The following is a 20,614-nucleotide window of genomic DNA, read 5'->3' as shown; positions in this document are numbered from 1 at the left end:
AGCAAAATCAAGCACTTATGGAATTTTCTCCTTCAAAACTGAATAGTTTTTTATTTTTCAAATTACCGTCAGCTTTTTGGAGTGGGGTGCGTGTTAAATCGATTTCACCTCAGGAATGCGTGGTAACCGTTAAGCATCGTTGGTTCAATCAGAACCCTTTTAATTCTATGTATTTTGCAGTGCAGGCCATGGCGGCTGAACTCACTACGGGCGCTTTGGTAATGATGCAAATCAAGAATTCGGGAAAGAAAATCTCCATGCTGGTTGCTAATAACAATGGCAATTTTACCAAAAAAGCCACCGGCAGAATAACATTTACTTGCCAAGACGGTCATTTAATAGAAGAAGCTATTCAGAAAACTATCGCCACCGGAGAAGGCCAAACGCTCTGGATGAAATCAATTGGGGTAGATGAAAAAGGCAACCAAGTTTCTGAAATGAACTTTGAATGGAGCATTAAACTAAAGGCCTAACAAACGTTAAACCCATGATAATTGTATTTTTTTTAATACAATTAGATAGTAACTTTGAGTAAAATTATTCAAATGAAAATTCTGATTACAGGCGCAACGGGTTTAATTGGTAAGGAGTTAGTAAAACTGTTATTAGCTAAAAATCATTCCGTTCATTACCTCACTACTGCCAAATCAAAAATAGCAAATCAAGCCAATTATCAAGGTTTCTACTGGAATCCTGAAGAAGGAAAAATAGATGAAAATTGCATTTTTCGTGTAGATGTTATCATCCATTTGGCCGGAGCCAATATAGCCAAGCGGTGGACCAATGCTTACAAACAGGAAATCATTGAGAGCCGGACACTTTCCGGTGAACTGCTTTTCAATCTGATTAAAAAACATCCGAATCATCAGATAAAACAAATTATCTCCGCTTCCGGCACTGCCATTTATCCGGAAAGTTTTTCCAAAGTTTATGATGAAAGCACTACCGAAACCGAAGACAGTTTTCTCTCCAATGTAGTCAAGAAGTGGGAGGAAAGTGTTAACCGTTTCCAAGTTTTGGGCATAAAAGTCTGTAAACTCCGTACCGGAATAGTACTTTCCAACAAAGGAGGTGCTTTACCCGAAATGATAAAACCAATAAAACTGGGCGTTGGTGCCGGTATGGGTTCCGGAAAACAAATCCAATCCTGGATTCATATCCATGATTTGGTGGCTCTATATTACTTAGCTGTTGAAAAACAATTAGAAGGAATTTACAACGCCGTAACACCCAATCCGGTCAGCAATCAGGAATTGACAAAAGCGATTGCCAAAACCTTGAAGAAACCTTTATTCCTTCCCAATATCCCAAAATTTGTAATGCAGTTGCTGCTTGGCGAAATGTGTTACCTTCTTTTTTCCAGTAAAAATTTATCGGCTCAAAAAATAACAGCTGCCGGATTTCAGTTCCAATTCCCCGAAATTGAAAAGGCGATTAACGACTTATATGCATAAAAAAAGTGCTGTTCTTGTAACAGCACTTTTTTTACTATAAAGATTGTTGAATTAATAATTATTACAGCTCTAAGCCAACCTTAACGTATATTCCTTTGAAATACAGGAACAAATCTAATCAAAACGAAAACGTAATAGTCTTAAAATTTTATTAAATTTTGATTAAGATAATTTTCCGGTTTTGAGCTTGTTGTTATCTTTTGGCAAACAAAAAATGGTGACAATTTGACATTTTTAAAGAATTGGCAGTACTTTTGCAATCCAATTGAAGCAAATGAAAATCAAGAATATTTTTAAAAATAAAACAGAAATGAATACGGAAAACACGGATAAAGAACCTATTGAAAACGAAACCGAAAACGTGGTTAATGAAGTAGAAACAGCTGAAGAACTGAGTGTTGAAGCCAGATTGGAAGAGGAATTAGCCAAAGAGAAAGATAAATTTTTACGTCTTTTTGCCGAGTTTGAAAACTTCAAAAAAAGAACCGCTAAAGAACGCATCGATTTGTTTAAAACTGCCAATCAGGAAGTTTTACAGGCATTATTACCGGTTTTAGACGATTTTGACAGAGCGATGACTCAAATTTCAAAATCTGAAGATGAAGTGTTGTTAAAAGGCGTGGAGTTGATTCATGAAAAATTAAAAAACACTTTAGTTTCCAAAGGGTTAGAGCAGGTGGATATCAGAACCGGTGACAGTTTTAATGCTGATTTTGCCGAAGCCATTACTCAAATTCCGGCGCCAAGCGATGACTTGAAAGGAAAAATCGTGGATGTTGTGGAAAAAGGATATAAATTGGGCGACAAAATTATCCGTTTCCCAAAAGTGGTTATTGGTCAATAATAAGATACTATGAGCAAAAAAGATTTTTACGAAATATTAGGCGTTTCCAAAAATGCTACTGCAGCCGAAATTAAAAAAGCATATCGAAAGAAAGCTATTGAATTTCACCCTGATAAAAATCCAGGAAACAAAGAAGCCGAAGAGAATTTCAAAACAGCGGCCGAGGCTTATGAAGTATTGAGCGATGCTGATAAAAAAGCTAAATACGATCAGTACGGTCATGCTGCTTTTGAAGGTGCCGGCGGATTTGGTGGTGGTCATCACATGAATATGGATGATATTTTCAGTCAGTTTGGGGATATTTTTGGTGGTGCTTTTGGCGGCGGCGGATTCGGCGGATTTGGTGGAAATTCAGGTGGACAACGTCGAGTGAAGGGAAGTAATCTTCGTATCAAAGTCAAATTGACATTAGAGGAAATAGCCAATGGTGTTGAGAAAAAAGTAAAAGTAAAACGCAAGGTACAAGCTCCGGGCGTGAAATATAAAACCTGTTCTACTTGTAACGGTCAAGGGCAGGTATTGCGTGTGACCAATACAATTTTGGGACGAATGCAATCGGCTACGACTTGTCACGTTTGTGGGGGTACAGGACAAACTATTGAAAGCAAGCCGACTAATGCTGATGCACACGGAATGATTTTGGAAGACGAAACCGTTTCTATCAAAATTCCGGCCGGTGTTGTTGATGGGATGCAACTGAAAGTTTCCGGTAAAGGAAATGACGCTCCCGGAAATGGTATCGCAGGCGATTTAATTGTAGCAATTGAAGAGCAGGAACACGAATTTTTAAAGCGGGAAGGTGAGAATCTTCACTACGATTTATACATCAGTTTTGCTGAAGCGGCTCTTGGGGTTTCCAAAGAAATCGAAGCTGTGAATGGGAAAGTGCGAATCAAACTCGAAGAAGGCATTCAATCAGGTAAAATATTGCGGTTGAAAGGCAAAGGTATTCCAAGCCTGAATAGCTACGGAAATGGCGATTTATTGGTGCATGTGAATGTTTGGACACCTAAAACATTAAGCAAAGAACAACGCCAGTTTTTTGAGAAATCACTAACTGATGAAAACTTCATTCCGAAACCTGAAAAAAGCGACAAATCTTTTTTTGAAAAAGTAAAAGATATGTTTTCATAATTTAAAAAATAGTTTTACATTTGGGTATTACTTGGAAACAAGTAATTTCTTTTTCATAGCAATTTTTCCCATCCTTGTGTTACAATAAGGGTGGGTTTTTTGTTTTCTTTAACATTCTTTTTAGTGCAAATAGCTATTTTTACACAAACTAAAAATGGTATGAGCAATATCCTCGAAGTAAACAAAGTCGTGAAGCAATACGGTGATTATACCGCGCTCAACGAAGTTTCTTTAACCGTTCCCAAAGGCAGTATCTACGGACTTCTCGGTCCGAATGGCGCCGGAAAAACGTCCCTTATCCGAATCATCAATCAAATCACGATGCCCGACAGCGGGGAAATCATTCTGGATGGTGAAAAATTAAAGCCCGAAGATGTTAGTGTCATTGGTTATATGCCCGAAGAAAGAGGATTGTATAAAACAATGAGAGTAGGAGAACAATGTCTGTATTTGGCTCAATTGAAAGGCTTATCCAAAGCGGAAGCCAAGCATGAATTAGACTATTGGTTTGACCGTTTGGAAATACAAGGCTGGTGGAATAAAAAGATTCAGGAATTGTCAAAAGGAATGGCGCAGAAAATCCAGTTTGTGGTAACCGTTTTACACAAACCAAAATTGCTGATTTTGGACGAACCGTTTTCCGGTTTTGATCCGGTGAATGCCAATTTGATTAAAGACGAAATCATCGAACTAAACAAACAGGGAACTTCCGTAATCTTTTCGACACATCGCATGGAAAGCGTGGAAGAAATGTGCGACCACATCGCTTTGATTCACAAATCCAACAAACTCATCGAAGGCAAACTGACCGATGTCAAAAAGCAATACCGAACCAATGATTACGAAGTGGGAATTTTGACCAATAACGTGGAAGGACTGATGTATGATTTGTCACAGAAATTCACCTTATCACAAACCGATTTTAAATCATTAAACGACGAACTGAAACTGCAAATCAATCTGGGAACTGCTACACCGAATGAACTGCTGAACACTTTGGTACAACGTGGGCAGGTGACTCATTTTGTAGAGAAAATCCCGAGTGTGAATGATATCTTTATCCAAACCGTAAGCGAGAAATAATGAACAAACTACTACTCATCATCAAAAGAGAATTTATTGCCAAAGTGCGCAACAAATCTTTTATCGTTATGACTTTTTTAAGTCCGCTGCTGTTTGTTGCCATTGGAGTTTTTGTAGGCTATTTGAGCACTATGAAAGCCGATTTGAAAACCATTGCCATTCACGATGAAACCGGAAGATTTGTCCATGAATTCAAAAGTGACAAAGAATACAAGTATGTTGATTTGTCTCAGGTTGATTTGAAAATTCTTAAGGATAGTATCGTCAAAGAAAGCTACGAAGGACTGTTAATCATCCCAAAAGTGGCCGATAATACCAAGTTGCAAAAAGGAATTCAGTACGTTTCCAATGACAGTCCGAGTGTTGGTTTTATAGATGATTTACAAGATATTATTGCCAAAAAAATCACAACCGAAAACTTCCAAAATGCCGGTTTAGATACGTTAAAAATCAATAATGCTAAAGCGGATGTTTCCATTAATTTGGCTAAAGCTTCCGGAGAAGAAGCCTTAAAAGGGTTGAACGAAATCAAAATTATCATAGGAGGAGCCTTTGGATATCTGATTATGATGTTCATTATTTTGTATGGAAATATGGTGATGCGAAGCGTTATCGAAGAAAAAACCTCGCGCATTATTGAAGTGATTATTTCCTCGGTAAAACCGTTTCAGTTAATGATGGGTAAAATCATCGGAACTTCCTTGGCCGGAATTCTGCAGTTTCTTATTTGGGCTCTTTTGGGACTGTCCGCTATGTTTGTTTTATCGACAATGTTTGGGGTTCACATGGGCGCTACAGGCGGAGTACAAGGTCAGGCAATGCAGGCTGCTCAACATGTTGATGGGAATGAAATCCAAATGTATATCAAAGAATTATGGAACCTTCCGATTGCTACTATATTGATTTCATTCATAATATACTTTATCGGAGGCTATTTTTTATACAGTTCGTTTTATGCATCTATCGGTGCGGCTGTTGACAATGAAACAGATTCGCAACAATTTCTGTTACCGATTATCATGCCTTTAATCTTAGGCGTTTATATCGGATTCTTTACCGTAATGAATGATCCTCACGGAACGGTGGCAACGGTGTTTTCGATGATACCGCTAACATCACCCATAGTGATGATGATGCGAATTCCTTTTGGAGTACCGCTTTGGCAAATTATCTTGTCAATGGTATTGCTTTTCGGAACGTTTTTCGGCGTAGTGTGGTTTGCTGCCAAAATCTACCGTGTTGGTATTCTGATGTACGGCAAAAAACCAACCTGGAAAGAACTCATCAAGTGGCTGAAATATTAACAATCCGCCATATTCACGGCAACAGCAAGACCTCCTTCGGAGGTTTCCTTGTATTTGGAATTCATGTCTTTGGCCGTTTGCCACATGGTATCGATGACTTTGTCTAAAGGCACTTTGGCATTTTTGGCATCAGTTTCCATGGCGAGTTCCGCGGCGTTGATGGCTTTGATGGCGCCCATGGTGTTTCTTTCGATACACGGAATCTGAACTAATCCACCAATAGGATCACAGGTCAATCCTAAGTGATGTTCCATCGCAATTTCGGCAGCCATTAAAACTTGGTCGGGAGTACCCCCCATGACTTCGCATAAAGCGCCAGCAGCCATAGCAGAGGAAACGCCAATTTCAGCCTGACAACCACCCATAGCGGCTGAGATGGTAGACCCTTTCTTGAAGATGCTTCCAATTTCACCGGCCACCATCAGGAATTGTTTGATTTGCTTTTCGTTGGCCTCATGATTTTCTATCACCATGTAATACATCAATACGGCAGGAATTACTCCGGCACTACCATTGGTAGGAGCAGTAACAACTCTTCCTAAAGCAGCATTGACCTCATTAGTGGCCAAAGCAAAACAACTTACCCATTTTAAGATTTGGCGAAATTTCACTTCGGTTTTGCGAATGGTTTCCAGCCATTCCTGAGGATTGGAATAATTGGCCAAACCAATCAATCCTTGGTGCATATCAAAAGCGCGACGACGGACATTCAATCCACCTGGAAGTATGCCTTCGGAGTGGCAACCAATGTACATACATTCGAGCATGGTGTGCCAAATGCGCATTAGCTCGCTGTTGACTTCGGCTTCCGGACGCATTGAGATTTCATTGGCATACACGATTTCCGAGATGCATTTGTTTTCGGTGATGGTGTACTGTAGTAGTTCTTCGGCATTTTGAATCGGAAATGGGAAAGCGCATTTAATAGCTAATTTCTTTTTGGCATTGATGCGTTCTTCTTTCACCACAAAACCGCCACCAATAGAATAGAAGGTTCCCATATAATCACTGCCATTGCTTATGTGTGCTGTAAAAGTCATCCCATTGGCATGAAACGGCAGGAAGTTTTTGTTGAAAACAATATCGGTCTCCGCATCAAAAGGAATCAGCAGTTCATTGGCTAACTTGATTTGATGTGAGCTTTTTATCGCGGTGATAATTTTATCAATATTTTGCACCGGAATGTATTCCGGATCCTGACCACTCAATCCTAACATTACAGCATAATCAGTTGCGTGGCCTTTGCCGGTTAGGGATAGTGAGCCATATAAATCTACTCTAATTTTGGTGACTTTATCTAACAGGTTTTCGTCTTTCAGTTCATTCAGAAAACGTTCTGCGGCACGCCATGGGCCTAGTGTATGGGAACTTGAGGGGCCAACACCAATTTTGAGCATGTCAAAAACGGAAATGCATTCTTCCATGGTACTATATCGATTTAGTTGGGACAAATATAGAGAATTATAAGCTATGGAAGGCAGTCGCTACACGATGAATATGCTGTTTATTTCTCATAAAATTCTATGGGTAAATCATCAGGATCGGCTGTAAAAGTGAAGCGTTTGTTAGTGATTTCATCGATGCGGATAGGTTCCGTTATTACCCCAAACTGTGCCAAATGATGGATAACTGTTTCCAGATTTTCCACACTAAAAGCCAAATGCCGTAAACCAACAGCCTCCGGTCTTGACGGACGTTGTGGCGGGTTAGGAAACGAGAACAATTCAATCACATAGTGTCCGTTTAACGAAAGATCAAGTTTATAGGATTGTCTTTCGGCGCGGTAAGTTTCATTAATAACTTTAAGTCCCAAAATGTCAATGTAGAATTTTTTGGAAGCCTCATAATCGGAACAAATAATGGCAATGTGGTGAATGCTGTTAATCATGGTTATTGAAAAGTGTCAATTTAAGGATTAATAATTATAGGAGTTCCAATGGAAACGGCTTGGTACAATTCGTCAATTTCATCATCTGTTACGCCTATGCAACCATTAGTCCAGTCTTTGAACCGATGAAACTTTCCGAGCCGACCTTGGCCATTCAACAATCCGTGGATTTTAATATCACCGCCCGTTGGTTTCCCCAACTTTTGAGACAAAGCCCGGTCAGCGTCATTAGGATAGGAGATGCCTAAATTTTTGTGACAAATGCTATGGGGGTTTTTGGCGTTGATGGTATAAGTTCCTTCGGGTGTTTTTTCGTCACCTTCGCAGGTCTTGTCGCCAATAGGAGCATCTCCCAAAGCAATTGTATAGGATTTCAAAAGTGTATTTTCAGCATACACATTCATCAGTCGCTTGGATTTGAAAACGACAATACGGGTGACTTTTTGGGTTAAGTCTAATTTTTTTTCCGGCCAATAGTAATAAGTTGTTGGAATAAGAATCATCAAAAAAAGGAAAAGAAAGGCTTTTTTCATTCGTTTGTAAAGAAATTGCTGTTGTGTAAAAATAACAAAAACAAATCAGTAATGTAATAAATGAGTTTATACGACAAATCCAGAGTGTTTAAAGCCTGCCTCATGAAACAGCTTGGAATCCTACTATAGCTGTTTACATGGGTTTCGGTGCAATTTCCTTAGTAGAAATGGCCGACACTTTATTTTCGTTATTGACTGTTACCTGAAGTTCTTTTTTAAAGTATTTTTTTTCATAATCCACACTGTAGCGAAAAACGTATTCATCGGTTACTTTGTTGTGTGTAATATCGATGAGGTTGAGTCCTTTGTATCTTCCATAGCGTTGGTTAATCTTTTTGCAAGTGTTGGATATTTTTTCTTTGGTGGCATTTTGGCGCACTTTGTCAGTGGCTTCAGTACTGCTAAAAGCTTTGAATCGTGAGGTGTTGCAGGCATCAAGCAGTCTTTTGCCTAATTCGTATGCTCGGTCTTTTTTTACGGTTTCTACTTCATCTACTTTCACCAATTCTATCGTTTTATCAACAGCTGGGCTTTTGCTTTTGCAGGAAATGAGTAGTAGTATGCTACACAGTAAAATAAAATTTTTCATAATAGTAAGGGTTAAAGGGTTGAAAATGTTCTTTATATGAAAAAGACAGACCAAATTTACGAGCGGAGTTTTGTTAAAATGTTATACAATTTTGCGGAAGATTTATAACATCACTACATCGGAACAAATCATTTTTCCGTATATGGTTTTTAGCATTGAATTTGTATTTTTGAAAACCTAAAAGTGTTAGTAAATGAAAATCGTTATATCGCCTGCTAAATCGTTGGATTTTGAAACCGTTGTTCCCACGCAACTTCACTCAGAAGCTGCCTTTTTGAAGCAATCCAATTCGATTCAGAAAGTGTTGAAAAAGAAAAAGCCAAAGCAACTTTCCGCCTTAATGGATATTTCGGAAAAACTGGCTGAACTGAACTGGCAGCGCAATCAGGATTGGCAAACGCCTTTCGCTCCGGATAATGCCCGTCAGGCGGTTTATGGTTTTAATGGCGATGTCTATATCGGACTGAATGCTTATACTTTACCGCCGGAAAGGATTGAAGTATTGCAAAACAAATTGCGCATTCTGTCAGGACTGTATGGTATTTTAAAACCGCTCGATTTAATTCAGCCATATCGTTTGGAGATGGGAACAAAGTTGCAGGTGGGTAAAAACAAAAATCTCTATGAATTTTGGAAAACAACGGTTACTAAATCACTAAATGCAGAATTAACTAAGGGAGAATTGTTCCTTAACTTAGCCAGCAATGAGTATTTTGATGTGGTCGATACCAAAAAACTAAAAGTGCCGGTAATCACGCCCGAATTCAAAGATTACAAAGACGGCAAACTGAAAATGATTAGTTTTTTTGCCAAAAAGGCGAGAGGATTAATGGTGAGGTATATTATTGACACGAATGCAGAAACGATAGATGATATCAAAGGTTTTAATTATGAAGGCTATGCTTTTGATGCTAATTTGAGCAAGGGAAACACGTTGGTTTTCACAAGATAAATTTTTAAAAAAAAAGGCATAAAAAAAGCTCCCATTTGGGAGCTTTTACTATTTGAGATAGAAGTATTCTTCATATTCCATGCTGGTTTCACGGGTGACTTTGCGCTGGTCACGGGCTAATTCTCTCATGGCTTCGACGCCTTTTTTAGCACAGCGTTTTACTTTGATTAACCGTTTAGAAAAATCCAACAATTTGTTGGCATCTTCCGGACTTAATTTTGCTTTTAATTCGTCTACAAAAGACGAGAATTCGCGGACTACTTCTCGGTTTTCATCATAATCCGTTTTCAAATCGTCTAACAATTCATCGATTTCTTTACTGATTTCTTTGCAGTGATCTTCGCTTTTTTTGTGAAGTTCCTCAATGATTTTCTTCTCTTTATTACCAAAAAGTCTCATGATGATTTGATTTAAAGTTGTTTTGTTTTGACAGCGTTAAACCAAATTTAAGAAATTGTTTTTAGAAAAGACACAAATTGTTAATAACTTGTAAATTAGTCGATTAATGCATAGCTTCGCTCATGTCGACTTTGTTTTTCCCTTTTTTGACTAACAAAATAAACGGAATACAAATCAGGAAAAGAACCCCCAAATACAAGAATACATCCATATAGGAAAGTACCGTGCTTTGTTTGGTTACGCCGAAGTCTAAAATTTTATAGGCTTTTTGTAAAGCAACTTCAGGGCTGAAACCTTTGGCCATAAATCCTCTTTGCAAAGCGTGAATTCGGTCCTGTACATTGACTTTCGTTGCGTCTAAATGTGCAATCAGATTTACTCGGTGTTCCTGTCCGAAACGAGCCAAAAATGTAGTAATAATGGCAATCCCAAAGGAGCCACCCAACTGACGCATCATTCCGGTAAAAGCGGCTCCTTCTCCGATGCTTTTTCCTTTTAAGGCAGAAAGTGAAAGTGTTGTTATTGGTACAAAAAGCAGTCCTAAACCTAAACCACGCACAATTAATGGCCAAAACATATATTCTTCACCCGTATCAGGTGTCATCATGTTGTGCATCCAATAGGTGAAAATAAAGAAAGCCAGAAAACCAAGCGCCACTAAATAGGTTTGTGGGACACCCCGTTGTATCAGTTTTCCAATCATTGGCATCATAAAAGCCACCGTAATGGAACTCGGTACTAAAAGTAAACCGGCATCCGTTGCGGTCCAACCCAAAATGGATTGGGTGTAAATCGGAATGATAAAAGTAGAGCCATACAACCCGAATCCCATAATGAAACTCATGACCACGCCGACTCGCAGATTACTGTCCTTAAGTACTTTCAAGTTAACAATGGGATGTTTATAGGTTAGCTGTCGCCAAATGAAGAAAAACAAACCAAAGAAACTCAGTATAGTAAGCGCTGTAATGGTGCTGTCATTGTACCAATCATCCTGCTGTCCGTGCTCTAAAACATATTGTAACGAACCAATAAAGGCGGAAAGCAATACAATTCCAATCCAATCCACCTGATTGGCTTTTAGTTTTTCGCCATATTTTGGACTTCTTACAAAAGATAAGGTCAGCATAGTAGCGATAATTCCTATCGGCACATTGATATAGAAAATATAAGGCCAGGAGAAATGATCTACCAAATACCCTCCTAATGGCGGGCCAAGCGTAGGACCTACAATAACTCCCATACCATAGATGGCCTGAGCCATACTGCGTTTTTCGATAGGATAACTTTCGGTGATAATGGTTTGTGCGGTCACCAATAAGGCACCACCGCCAAGTCCCTGTATGAATCTAAAAGCTACCAATTCCCATATATTATCGGCATTACCACACATGAAAGAAGCGACGGTAAAAATGATAATGGAAGCGGCAAAATAATTTCTACGCCCGAATTGTTGGGACAACCAACTGGTCATCGGAATCACAATTACATTGGCAATAGCATAAGCGGTAATTACCCAAGCCACATCAGTTAGCGAAGCACCCAGACTTCCTTTCATGTCGTTTAACGCCACATTTACAATGGTGGTGTCTACGATTTCGAGCAAGGCACAAAGCACCGCCGTAATGGTAATGATTATTCTGCGATAGCCATATTCTACTAAATCTTCCTGAACTACTGCTGCTGTTGCCATTTTGTTCTTTTAAATTCCAAATTATTTCAAAATTACGTCTACATCTACATTCATTCCGGAACGCAACAGTTGTAATTTTTCTTTGTCATTGTTTGCCGTGAAATTAATTCTAACCGGAAGCCTTTGTACTGTTTTTACAAAGTTTCCGCTGGCATTGTCTGGGGGCAAAAGGGAGAATTTAGAACCGGTAGCTGGTGAAAACGAACTTACTTCGCCTTCAAATTCGGTATCAGGAAACGCGTCGATTTTTAGTTTTACTTTTTGACCTTGACGCATTTTGTCTAATTGGGTTTCTTTGAAATTAGCGATTACCCAGGTTTCGTTATTGTTTACGATGTAAAATAATGATTGTCCCGGTTGTACTAATTGTCCTGGTTGAATATCAACGGTTGATACTTGACCGTCAATAGAGGCGGTAACAACGGTATATCCTAAATTTAAATTGGCAGCTTCCAGTGTTGCCTGTGCTTTTTTTACATTGGCTGCAGCCACTAAAACCTGTTTGCTGCTCACATTCGATTTAGAAGCGGCCACTGATTTTTGGAATGAAGAAGCCTTTTGTTGCTCTTGCAGAATGTGCACTTGGTTTTCAGCTTCTTGTTTGGTTGCCTCGGCTTGTTCGAATTGTTGTTTGGTAATCGAATGATTTTTATACAAATTGCTGTAACGGTCAAAATCGGCGGCAGCTCTTCTTAATCTGATTTTTGCGGTTTCAATATTTCCGTAAGCCGATTGCACATTGGCATTGGATACCGAAACTCCGGCTTCTGCCGAACCGATATCAGCTTTGGCTACTTCTAAATTGCTTTCGGCAGCGACTAAAGCCGCTTTGGCTTCTTCTACTTTTACGATGTAATCGCTGTTGTCAATGATGAAAAGGGTGTCACCTTTTTTAACGACATCATTGTCTTTCACCAAGACCTTAGTGATGTAACCGCCCACTCGTGGAATGATAGGATTCATTTTTTTGGCTAATTGCGCGTCATCGGTAGTTTCGTGCGACAGCGAATGTATGTATTTGTATCCGCCATAAGTCAAGCCTACAGCTAATAATCCGATGAATATTAAGGTGAATTTTTTATTTGTTTTTTTATTTTCCATGGTTTTGAAAATTTTAGTTTTGAGTGATGTTTAGAGATGAAGTCAGTTTTCCTGAGGCAAATTGTAATTCGTAATATTTTTGAGCCACATCGGCTTTTGAAAGCGCCTGATTGATTTTGGCTTGTAATTGTTGGTAATCCGCTTCCAGTAAATCATTGGTATCAGAAAGGCTGTTGTCGTATTTGTCTTTGACGATGCGATAGTTTTCGGTAGCTTGTTCAACGGCTTTACCATAAACGAGACTTTGTTTCAACGACAGATTATAGTTTTGTTGTGCCTGAAATACTTCTTCTTTGATTTGGTCGTTCATTAACGACACCGCAATTTCAGTTTCTTTGGCTTTGCTTTGTGCCAGTTTTACCTGTTTGCCATTTTTGAAGATATTGGATAAATCATAAGAAACGCCAACACCCACATTCATCGCATTGGTAACGGTTAAGACATTATTCAAATCAAAAGCAATGTAACCGCCCGTTAACGATAAGGAAGGATAATAGTTTCCGCGTGCGATTTTAATAGCGCTTTCTGAAGCGGCTTTTTTAAGTTCCAATGCTTTCAAATCGTTTCGTTCTCCCAACGAAGTATTTCCCTGATTGCTGGCCATGTCTCTTTTCACCGCTTCAATATCAATCTCCACTTCGGTATCCTGCGGAAGTTTTAAAAGGGTTATGAGTTTATAATTGGCGATTGCTGTGTTCTTTTTAGCATTATCCAAAGACAACTGCACATTGGATTGTTGCAATTGGGCTTTCAACAAATCGTTGCGGGCAATCAAACCGTTTTCTTCCATAGCTGTGAAGTCTTTCACGCGTTGATCGGCAGTTTTTAAATTGTCTTCGATTAGCATTGTCATTTGTTGCGCTTTGAATAAACTGGAAAACAAATCCACTACTTCCAATCCGATTTGCTCTTTAGAGTGCTTTTCCGAGAACGTTTCGGCTTTGTATAGGCTTTCAGACTCCTTGATGCTGTTCTTTAGCTTAAAACCGTTAAAAATAGGCATGGCTACATTGACTTGTCCAATCATCAGTTGGTCGATCTTCAATGGAGCTGATGATCCCGATGATGAACCACTGCCACTATCGTTATTGGATTGTATATTCGAATCGACGTGCGCGCTGGATAATCGCAAGTATTGTCCCGAAGCTTTCACGCTTGGGTAGCGATTGTTTTTGGTATTGTCCAATTCCAATTTGGAGGTTTCCACTTTGGTTTTGGCAAGAGCCGCGTCATCACTGTTGGTAACAGCAATTTCTACCGCTTCTTTCAAGGTCAGTAGTTTTTTCTCTTGCGCTTGGTTTTTGGTAAAAGCCAAAAGGAGAAAGGCGAGGAGAACCAGTTTATTAATTTTCATAGACTAAAAGTGCTTTTATGGTTTTTTGAATGTGTTGTGTGAGTGTAGTAGTGATGTAATTCTCGTAAGCTTCTTCGGTTTTTAAATCCAGAATCTTTAAGTACAAAGGTTTGTTCATCTGAAACTGGAAATAGGTACCCATGATAATAGGAGGAAGCAGGGCAACGTTGATGTCTTTTTGGAATTCGCCGGAATCTTGTCCTTCTTTGATGATGTTTTTGAAGGTTTCTAAATTGCTTCTCTTCATATCCGTAAAACTTTCAAAGTTCAGTTCTCTTTTTTTGGTAGAAAACTCAAAGTGTAGAATTTGATAGATGCAGCGGTTTTTATTGATGCGGCTAATGTATAGCTCGACCATTTTGTCAACCTTAGCGAAAGGAGGGATGTTTTCATTATACAGACTTTCCAGTTGCAGGCGCATGTCTGAAATCCGATTAAGGACTAAAGCCTCCAACATTTTTTCTTTCGAGCCAAAGTAGTAGGATATCATCGCAATGTTGACATTAGCTTTTTTTGCAATGTCTCTAACCGAAGTTCCATCAAAACCTTCTTCGGCAAATAGCTGTTCGGCTACCTGAAGAATCTCTAATTGCTTTTCATTAAATTCAGTCATGATTTGTATCGTTTGTAAATCGGGCACAAAGTTAAACAACTGTTTAAATTAAACGTTTGTTTAAATTAAATTTAACATTTTTTTAACATCAAAAAGCATCATAGATAAATTCTATATAGAGTATTTAAAATACTAATTATCAAATATATGTTAAAATATATCTAAAGTATATTTTGGATAAATTTTGAAACTGCAGAAATATTATTATTGGTGATGAATTGGATAAAACTGCTACCGATGATGGCTCCTTTTTGGTGTTTTGTAGCTTGTTGAAACGTAGTTTTATTGCTGATTCCGAAGCCGATTATTTGTGGATTTTTCAAATCCATGGCGGCAATTCTCTCGAAATACGCCAATTGATTTTCATCAAAACGATCTCTACTCCCTGTTACGCTGGCAGTGCTAACCATGTAAATAAAGGCATTGGAATTAGCGTCAATCAATCGGATTCGTTCATCTGAAGTCTGGGGGGTGATTAAGAAAATCATGGCAATTCCGAAGCTTTCAAAGAGTTTTTGGTATTCGGAAAGATAGATTTCAAGCGGTAAATCCGGAATGATTAAGCCGTCAATGCCGGTTTCCTGGCATTTTTTTAGAAAGTTTTCTACTCCAAATTGTAAAATTGGATTAAAATAGCCCATAATGACTAGAGGGATGGCAACTGTTTTTCTAATGTCTTTCAATTGTCCAAATAAAATTTCAGAAGTCATTCCGTTTTTTAAAGCTTGTGTAGAGCTGGCTTGTATGGTTGGTCCATCAGCTAACGGATCACTAAATGGTAACCCAATTTCAATCATATCCACGCCGTTTTCTGCTAATTTTTCTATTAAACTTTTAGTATCGTTTAAATTAGGAAAACCTGCTGAAAAATAGATAGATAGTATTTTTTTGTTTTCTGATAATTTATGTTGAATACGATTCATTGTTATAACTTAAAATAATTGATATATGTGTTCAAATCCTTGTCGCCACGCCCCGATAAATTAATGACAACCACTTCATCCGGTTGAAATTTTTTATACTTCAAAACGGCAAAAGCATGCGCGCTTTCTATGGCAGGAATGATGCCTTCGGTTTGCGCCAGCTCCATTCCGGCCTGCATGGCTTCATCGTCAGTAATAGCTATGAATTCGGCTCTTTGGGTCTGATATAAATTAGCATGCATAGGACCCACGCCCGGATAATCCAATCCGGCTGAAATAGAGTAAGGTTCTGTGATTTGTCCGTCATCGGTTTGCATTAACAAGGTTTTACTTCCGTGAATGATACCGATTTTCCCCAAAACAGAAGTAGCAGCACTTTCCCCAGAATTCACTCCTTTTCCGGCAGCTTCCACAGCGATTAGTTTTACTTGGTTCTCATCTAAAAAGTGGTAGAAAGCCCCGGCAGCATTACTCCCACCGCCCACACAGGCAATTACATAATCTGGATTTTCACGATTTTCCTGTTCTAAAAGCTGCGCTTTAATCTCCTCTGAAATCACACTTTGAAATCGAGCTACCATATCAGGATATGGATGAGGTCCAACGACCGAACCAATGATGTAGAAAGTGTCTGTCGGATTGCTAATCCAGTCGCGAATCGCTTCATTGGTGGCGTCTTTCAGCGTTTTGGAGCCAGAACTTGCGGGACGAACTTCTGCACCTAGCATTTTCATCCGGGCTACATTGGGTGCCTGGCGTTCAATATCAACTTCGCCCATGTACACAATGCATTGCAGACCCATGAGTGCGCAGACCGTTGCGGTTGCTACGCCATGTTGTCCGGCGCCGGTTTCGGCTATGATTCTGGTTTTGCCTAAGCGTTTGGCTAAAAGAATTTGCCCAATAGTATTGTTAATCTTGTGCGCTCCGGTATGGCATAAATCTTCCCTCTTTAAGTAGATTTTGGTGTTGAATTGCTTAGATAATCGTTTGGCAAAGTATAATGGTGTTGGTCTACCAACGTATTCTTTCAAAAGAGAATGTAATTCTTCCTGAAAGCTTGATTCAGCTGTCATTGACAAATACTGCTGGCGCAATTCTTCTACATTCGGATAAAGCATTTCGGGAATAAAAGCCCCGCCAAAATCGCCGTAAAAGCCTTTTTCATTGACGTTGTATTTTGAATTCATAACTGCTGTTTTATATTTTGAATAAATTCTTTTAAAGTTTCTCGGCTTTTCAAGCCGGGTTCGATTTCGAACTTGCTGTTGAGGTCGATGGCGAGGCAATTTTTCGCGTATTTCTTTTTTAAAAAAAGTTCTATTTCCATTGCGTTCCCTAAGCCAATTCCACCACTTAAAATGTATGGTTTTTGCAAGTGATAATTTTTTAAAATCGTCCAATCGAAAGCCAAGCCGTTACCACCATAATTATCGCCTTTGGTGTCAAAAAGAAAATAAGAACAATAATTAATATAATTATTTAATATATTGAAATTAAAAGTCTTATTGATATTAAATGCTTTTATGACTTTAATTAAATTGGTTTCGATTAAAGCACAAAATTCAGCGCTTTCCTCACCGTGTAATTGTACTAAATCTAAATCATATCGGTTTATTTTTTCCTGAATTTCTTCGTATGAAGCGTTCACGAAAACGCCCACTTTTTTAATTGATTTATCAAAGACTGGAATGTTGTTTTCAAAAAATCTGGGCGATTTCTCGTAGAAAATAAAGCCTAAATAATCAGGCTGCAATGCTGCTATTTCGGAAATATTTTCCGGAAACTTCATCCCACATATTTTGATTTTTACAGCCATTATCCTTTTAATTGATGAATGAATTGTTCTAAACTTGCTCCGGGATTGTCTGCTTTCATGAAGTTTTCACCAATGAGAAATCCTTGAAAACCTATACTTTTCAACAGTCTGATGTCCTCAATCTTACTCAAACCACTTTCTGAAATTTTGACAAAATCATCCGGAATTTGAGTTACTAAATCAACACTATTCAGCAAACTGATCTCGAACGTTTTGAGATTTCTGTTGTTTACACCAATGATATCAAGGCTTGGCATTGTTGATTTTTCTAATTCTTCCAGATTGTGCACTTCCAACAGCACTTCTAAAGCAATGGATTGAGCAAACTCCGAAAGAGATTTGATTTCTTCCCTAGTCAAAACGGCAGCAATCAACAGAATGGCATCAGCACCGCTGGACTTAGCTTCCAGAATTTGATATTCATCGATGATGAATTCTTTTCGCAATAACGGTGTTCTGACCGCTGCTCTGGCCAAAATTAAATCGTCCAAAGAGCCGCCAAAATACTGGGTGTCTGTTAAAACAGAAATCCCGCTGGCACCTCCATTTTCATAGCCTTTCACTATTTCTTCCACCGAAAAACGGTTGTTAATAGTAGCTTTGGAAGGGGAACGTCGTTTGTGTTCGGTAATAATTCCGAAGGGTGAATTGATGATGGATTTGCTCAAAGAGTTCGTTTTTGTGTTGAACAAATCGGTGTTTTCCAATTGCTGCATGGAAACGACTGCTTTTTTCAAAGCAACTTCCCTCTTCTTGCTGGCGATTATTTGATCTAAAATGGTCATTAGGCTTGGCTGATTTGTTGGAGTTTTTGTAATTTCTCTAAGGCTTTTCCCGATTGTAAACTTTCTTTGGCTTTCGCGAAAGCATTTAAAACAGCGCTGTTTTCAACCGTTGCAATAGCTAAAGCGGCGTTGGCACAAACCACATTTTGCTGGGCTTCAGTGCCGTTTCCGGAAATGATATTCATAAAAATAGCTGCTGATTCTTCAATGGTAGCTCCGCCTTTGATGTCTTCAAAGAATAATTTAGGCAAAGCAAAATCGGTAGCATTAACAATACTTTCCGACGATTTGGTAATCATTTTGGCATCGGCGGTTAACGAAATTTCATCATAACCATCCAAAGCATGCAGTATCGTATAATTCACATTGGTATTTTGATACAAATAAGCGTACATACGCGCCAATTCCAGACTAAAAACGCCAACCAACTGATTCTTCGGAAACGAAGGATTTACCATAGGTCCCAGCATATTGAAGAAGGTTTTGACACCTAATTCCTTTCGGATAGGTCCCACATTTTTCATGGCAGGATGAAAGAGTGGTGCGTGCAAAATGGCGATGTTGGCTTCTTCCATGCATTTAGTTAAAAAATCTTTGTCATTACTGAATTTCACGCCCAATGTTTCCATTACATTGCTCGAACCTGATATGGAAGAAACCCCGTAGTTTCCATGCTTGGCGACTTGAATCCCAGCACCGGCCGTAACAAAGGAAGCTAAAGTCGAAATATTGAACGTGTCTTTACCATCGCCACCGGTTCCGCATAAATCAATGGTGTTGTAAGCCGAAAAATCTATCGGAATGCAAAGCTCTAAAAGCGCTTCCCTAAAACCGGAAAGTTCTTCAATGGTAATGTTTCGCATCATGTACACCGTGAGAAACGAGGCAATCTGGCTCGGATTGTATTGCCCAGAGGAAATGTTGACCAAAACGGCTTTAGCTTCTTCTTTGGACAAGCTTTCGTGGTTGATTAATCTGTTGAGTATTGTTTTCATGGGGCTTATGAGTTAATCCAGTTGGCTAAAATTTGTTTTCCGAAAGGCGTTAACACACTTTCAGGATGGAATTGTACGCCTTTCACGTCTAATGTTTTGTGGCGCAATGACATGATTTGACCGCTTTCATCTACGGAAGTAATTTCCAAAATTTCCGGGAATCCTTCCTGACTGACTACCCAGGAATGATAGCGCCCGACTTCAAATTCATTTGGCAGATTCTTAAATAAAGCTTCATCAGCAACCGATTGTGTTACTTTGGTGGCAACGCCATGAAAAACCTTGTCTAAGTTCGTTAAACGGCCTCCAAACACTTCTCCAATGGCTTGTTGTCCTAAGCATACGCCCAAAATACTTTTGCTTTCGGCATAGTTGGCGATAACCGCTTTCAGTAAACCCGCTTCATCCGGAATTCCGGGACCGGGAGAAAGCAGGATTTTGTCGAATGGAGCCAATTCCTCCAACTCAAATTCGTCGTTTCTGAAAACGGTTACCTCGGCATTTAAATCCTCTAAATAGTGAACCAAATTATAAGTAAAACTATCGTAATTGTCGATGACGGCTATCTTTTTCATAATGAATTGTTATATAGTTTCTGCTAATGCTAAAGCTTTGTTGAGTGCTCCTAATTTATTATAAACTTCCTGCATTTCGTTTTCTTCGGTCGAACTTTCTACGATTCCGGCACCGGCCTGGTAATGCAATTGATGGTTTTTGGATAAAAATGTCCGGATCATAATGGCGTGATTGAAGTTACCACTAAAATCCATAAAACCAATGGCACCGCCATAAAACGTTCTGTTTCTGTTTTCGATACTTTCGATCAGTTGCATCGCTTTGTGTTTTGGAGCGCCGCTTAAGGTTCCGGCAGGGAAGGTGTTGGCCACTAGTTTCATCGAGCTTCCGTTTAGTTTTCCGGTCACTTTGGAAACCAAATGAATCACATGGGAAAAGAATTGGATCTCTTTGTACTTTTCAACTTTCACTTCAGTACAATTCCGACTTAAATCATTGCGAGCCAAATCGACTAACATCACGTGTTCGCTGTTTTCTTTTTTGTCTTCCGAGAGTTTTTTGGCCAATTCGGCATCTTGTTCGTCATTACCGGTTCGCTTGAAAGTGCCGGCAATTGGATGAATTTCGGCATGATT

General features: G+C 39.0%; 23 protein-coding genes. 7 read left to right on the top strand and 16 right to left on the bottom strand.

Going from position 1 to position 20,614, the window contains the following annotated elements:
• The first annotated feature begins 17 nt into the window (after positions 1-17).
• From V7D82_RS11360 to V7D82_RS11335, 6 genes are all read left to right on the top strand, one after another.
• Entirely contained in the window at positions 18-473 is a 456-nt protein-coding gene (locus tag V7D82_RS11360) for a DUF4442 domain-containing protein (RefSeq protein ID WP_333601099.1), read from the top strand.
• 72 nt (positions 474-545) lie between these two features.
• A complete protein-coding gene (locus V7D82_RS11355) occupies positions 546-1,454 on the top strand; it encodes a TIGR01777 family oxidoreductase (RefSeq protein ID WP_333601098.1) in 909 nt (302 codons plus the stop codon).
• 274 nt (positions 1,455-1,728) lie between these two features.
• Positions 1,729-2,298 carry a nucleotide exchange factor GrpE gene (locus V7D82_RS11350; protein ID WP_333601097.1) on the top strand — a complete coding sequence of 190 codons (570 nt, stop codon included), beginning with the start codon at positions 1,729-1,731 and terminating at the stop codon, positions 2,296-2,298.
• 9 nt (positions 2,299-2,307) lie between these two features.
• Positions 2,308-3,432: a molecular chaperone DnaJ gene (gene dnaJ / locus V7D82_RS11345; RefSeq protein ID WP_333601096.1), complete on the top strand. Its 1,125-nt coding sequence runs from the start codon at positions 2,308-2,310 to the stop codon at positions 3,430-3,432.
• 159 nt (positions 3,433-3,591) lie between these two features.
• A complete protein-coding gene (locus V7D82_RS11340) occupies positions 3,592-4,515 on the top strand; it encodes an ABC transporter ATP-binding protein (RefSeq protein ID WP_333601095.1) in 924 nt (307 codons plus the stop codon).
• Complete coding sequence (locus tag V7D82_RS11335) at positions 4,515-5,819, top strand: ABC transporter permease (RefSeq protein ID WP_333601094.1); 1,305 nt, start codon at positions 4,515-4,517, stop codon at positions 5,817-5,819. Before V7D82_RS11340 ends, V7D82_RS11335 begins: the two co-directional genes overlap by 1 nt.
• On the opposite strand, the gene V7D82_RS11330 is transcribed toward V7D82_RS11335, so the two are convergent.
• The 4 genes from V7D82_RS11330 to V7D82_RS11315 all read right to left on the bottom strand — a co-directional run bounded on the left by V7D82_RS11330 (position 5,816) and on the right by V7D82_RS11315 (position 8,829).
• A complete protein-coding gene (locus V7D82_RS11330) occupies positions 5,816-7,243 on the bottom strand; it encodes an L-serine ammonia-lyase (RefSeq protein WP_333601093.1) in 1,428 nt (475 codons plus the stop codon). The two genes, V7D82_RS11335 and V7D82_RS11330, sit on opposite strands and share 4 nt — an antisense overlap.
• Before the next feature lie 80 nt (positions 7,244-7,323).
• Entirely contained in the window at positions 7,324-7,707 is a 384-nt protein-coding gene (gene gloA2, locus V7D82_RS11325; protein ID WP_333601092.1) for an SMU1112c/YaeR family gloxylase I-like metalloprotein, read from the bottom strand.
• Positions 7,708-7,727: 20 nt separating this feature from the next.
• Positions 7,728-8,240 carry a L,D-transpeptidase family protein gene (locus tag V7D82_RS11320; RefSeq protein ID WP_333601091.1) on the bottom strand — a complete coding sequence of 171 codons (513 nt, stop codon included), beginning with the start codon at positions 8,238-8,240 and terminating at the stop codon, positions 7,728-7,730.
• Positions 8,241-8,373: 133 nt separating this feature from the next.
• Positions 8,374-8,829 carry a hypothetical protein gene (locus V7D82_RS11315; RefSeq protein ID WP_333601090.1) on the bottom strand — a complete coding sequence of 152 codons (456 nt, stop codon included), beginning with the start codon at positions 8,827-8,829 and terminating at the stop codon, positions 8,374-8,376.
• A 193-nt stretch (positions 8,830-9,022) separates the two neighbouring features.
• On the opposite strand from V7D82_RS11315, the gene yaaA reads away from it, so the two are divergent.
• On the top strand, positions 9,023-9,781 hold the full coding sequence (yaaA, locus tag V7D82_RS11310) for a peroxide stress protein YaaA (RefSeq protein ID WP_333601089.1): 759 nt from the start codon (positions 9,023-9,025) through the stop codon (positions 9,779-9,781).
• Between the two features lie 48 nt (positions 9,782-9,829).
• Here the strand turns inward: yaaA and V7D82_RS11305 are convergent, their stop codons facing one another.
• The 12 genes from V7D82_RS11305 to V7D82_RS11250 all read right to left on the bottom strand — a co-directional run.
• The gene (locus V7D82_RS11305; protein WP_333601088.1) at positions 9,830-10,180 is read right to left on the bottom strand and encodes a hypothetical protein; all 351 of its coding nucleotides are present in this window, start codon (positions 10,178-10,180) and stop codon (positions 9,830-9,832) included.
• Positions 10,181-10,283: 103 nt separating this feature from the next.
• Positions 10,284-11,873 (bottom strand): MDR family MFS transporter, encoded by a 1,590-nt coding sequence (locus V7D82_RS11300; protein ID WP_333601087.1) that lies wholly within the window; start codon positions 11,871-11,873, stop codon positions 10,284-10,286.
• A 21-nt stretch (positions 11,874-11,894) separates the two neighbouring features.
• Entirely contained in the window at positions 11,895-12,974 is a 1,080-nt protein-coding gene (locus tag V7D82_RS11295) for an HlyD family secretion protein (RefSeq protein ID WP_333601086.1), read from the bottom strand.
• Between the two features lie 13 nt (positions 12,975-12,987).
• On the bottom strand, positions 12,988-14,328 hold the full coding sequence (locus tag V7D82_RS11290; RefSeq protein ID WP_333601085.1) for a TolC family protein: 1,341 nt from the start codon (positions 14,326-14,328) through the stop codon (positions 12,988-12,990).
• Positions 14,318-14,941 carry a TetR/AcrR family transcriptional regulator gene (locus tag V7D82_RS11285; protein ID WP_333601084.1) on the bottom strand — a complete coding sequence of 208 codons (624 nt, stop codon included), beginning with the start codon at positions 14,939-14,941 and terminating at the stop codon, positions 14,318-14,320. The genes V7D82_RS11290 and V7D82_RS11285 overlap by 11 nt, the downstream gene beginning before the upstream one ends.
• Positions 14,942-15,102: 161 nt before the next feature.
• Positions 15,103-15,864 (bottom strand): tryptophan synthase subunit alpha, encoded by a 762-nt coding sequence (gene trpA / locus V7D82_RS11280; protein WP_333601083.1) that lies wholly within the window; start codon positions 15,862-15,864, stop codon positions 15,103-15,105.
• Positions 15,865-15,866: 2 nt separating this feature from the next.
• A complete protein-coding gene (gene trpB, locus V7D82_RS11275) occupies positions 15,867-17,054 on the bottom strand; it encodes a tryptophan synthase subunit beta (protein ID WP_333601082.1) in 1,188 nt (395 codons plus the stop codon).
• The gene (locus V7D82_RS11270; protein ID WP_333601081.1) at positions 17,051-17,656 is read right to left on the bottom strand and encodes a phosphoribosylanthranilate isomerase; all 606 of its coding nucleotides are present in this window, start codon (positions 17,654-17,656) and stop codon (positions 17,051-17,053) included. Before V7D82_RS11270 ends, trpB begins: the two co-directional genes overlap by 4 nt.
• Before the next feature lie 26 nt (positions 17,657-17,682).
• Complete coding sequence (trpC, locus tag V7D82_RS11265; RefSeq protein ID WP_333601080.1) at positions 17,683-18,468, bottom strand: indole-3-glycerol phosphate synthase TrpC; 786 nt, start codon at positions 18,466-18,468, stop codon at positions 17,683-17,685.
• Positions 18,468-19,463: an anthranilate phosphoribosyltransferase gene (trpD, locus tag V7D82_RS11260; protein WP_333601079.1), complete on the bottom strand. Its 996-nt coding sequence runs from the start codon at positions 19,461-19,463 to the stop codon at positions 18,468-18,470. The genes trpC and trpD overlap by 1 nt, the downstream gene beginning before the upstream one ends.
• A gap of 5 nt (positions 19,464-19,468) precedes the next feature.
• Positions 19,469-20,038 carry an anthranilate synthase component II gene (locus V7D82_RS11255; RefSeq protein WP_333601078.1) on the bottom strand — a complete coding sequence of 190 codons (570 nt, stop codon included), beginning with the start codon at positions 20,036-20,038 and terminating at the stop codon, positions 19,469-19,471.
• A gap of 9 nt (positions 20,039-20,047) precedes the next feature.
• The coding region (locus V7D82_RS11250; protein WP_333601077.1) for a chorismate-binding protein at positions 20,048-20,614 on the bottom strand (567 nt) is incomplete at its 5' end.

The organism is Flavobacterium sp. (genome assembly GCF_036741995.1).
Classification (GTDB): domain Bacteria; phylum Bacteroidota; class Bacteroidia; order Flavobacteriales; family Flavobacteriaceae; genus Flavobacterium.
The sequence above is the reverse complement of the archived record's forward strand: the minus strand, read 5'-3'. Positions and strand labels throughout refer to the sequence as shown.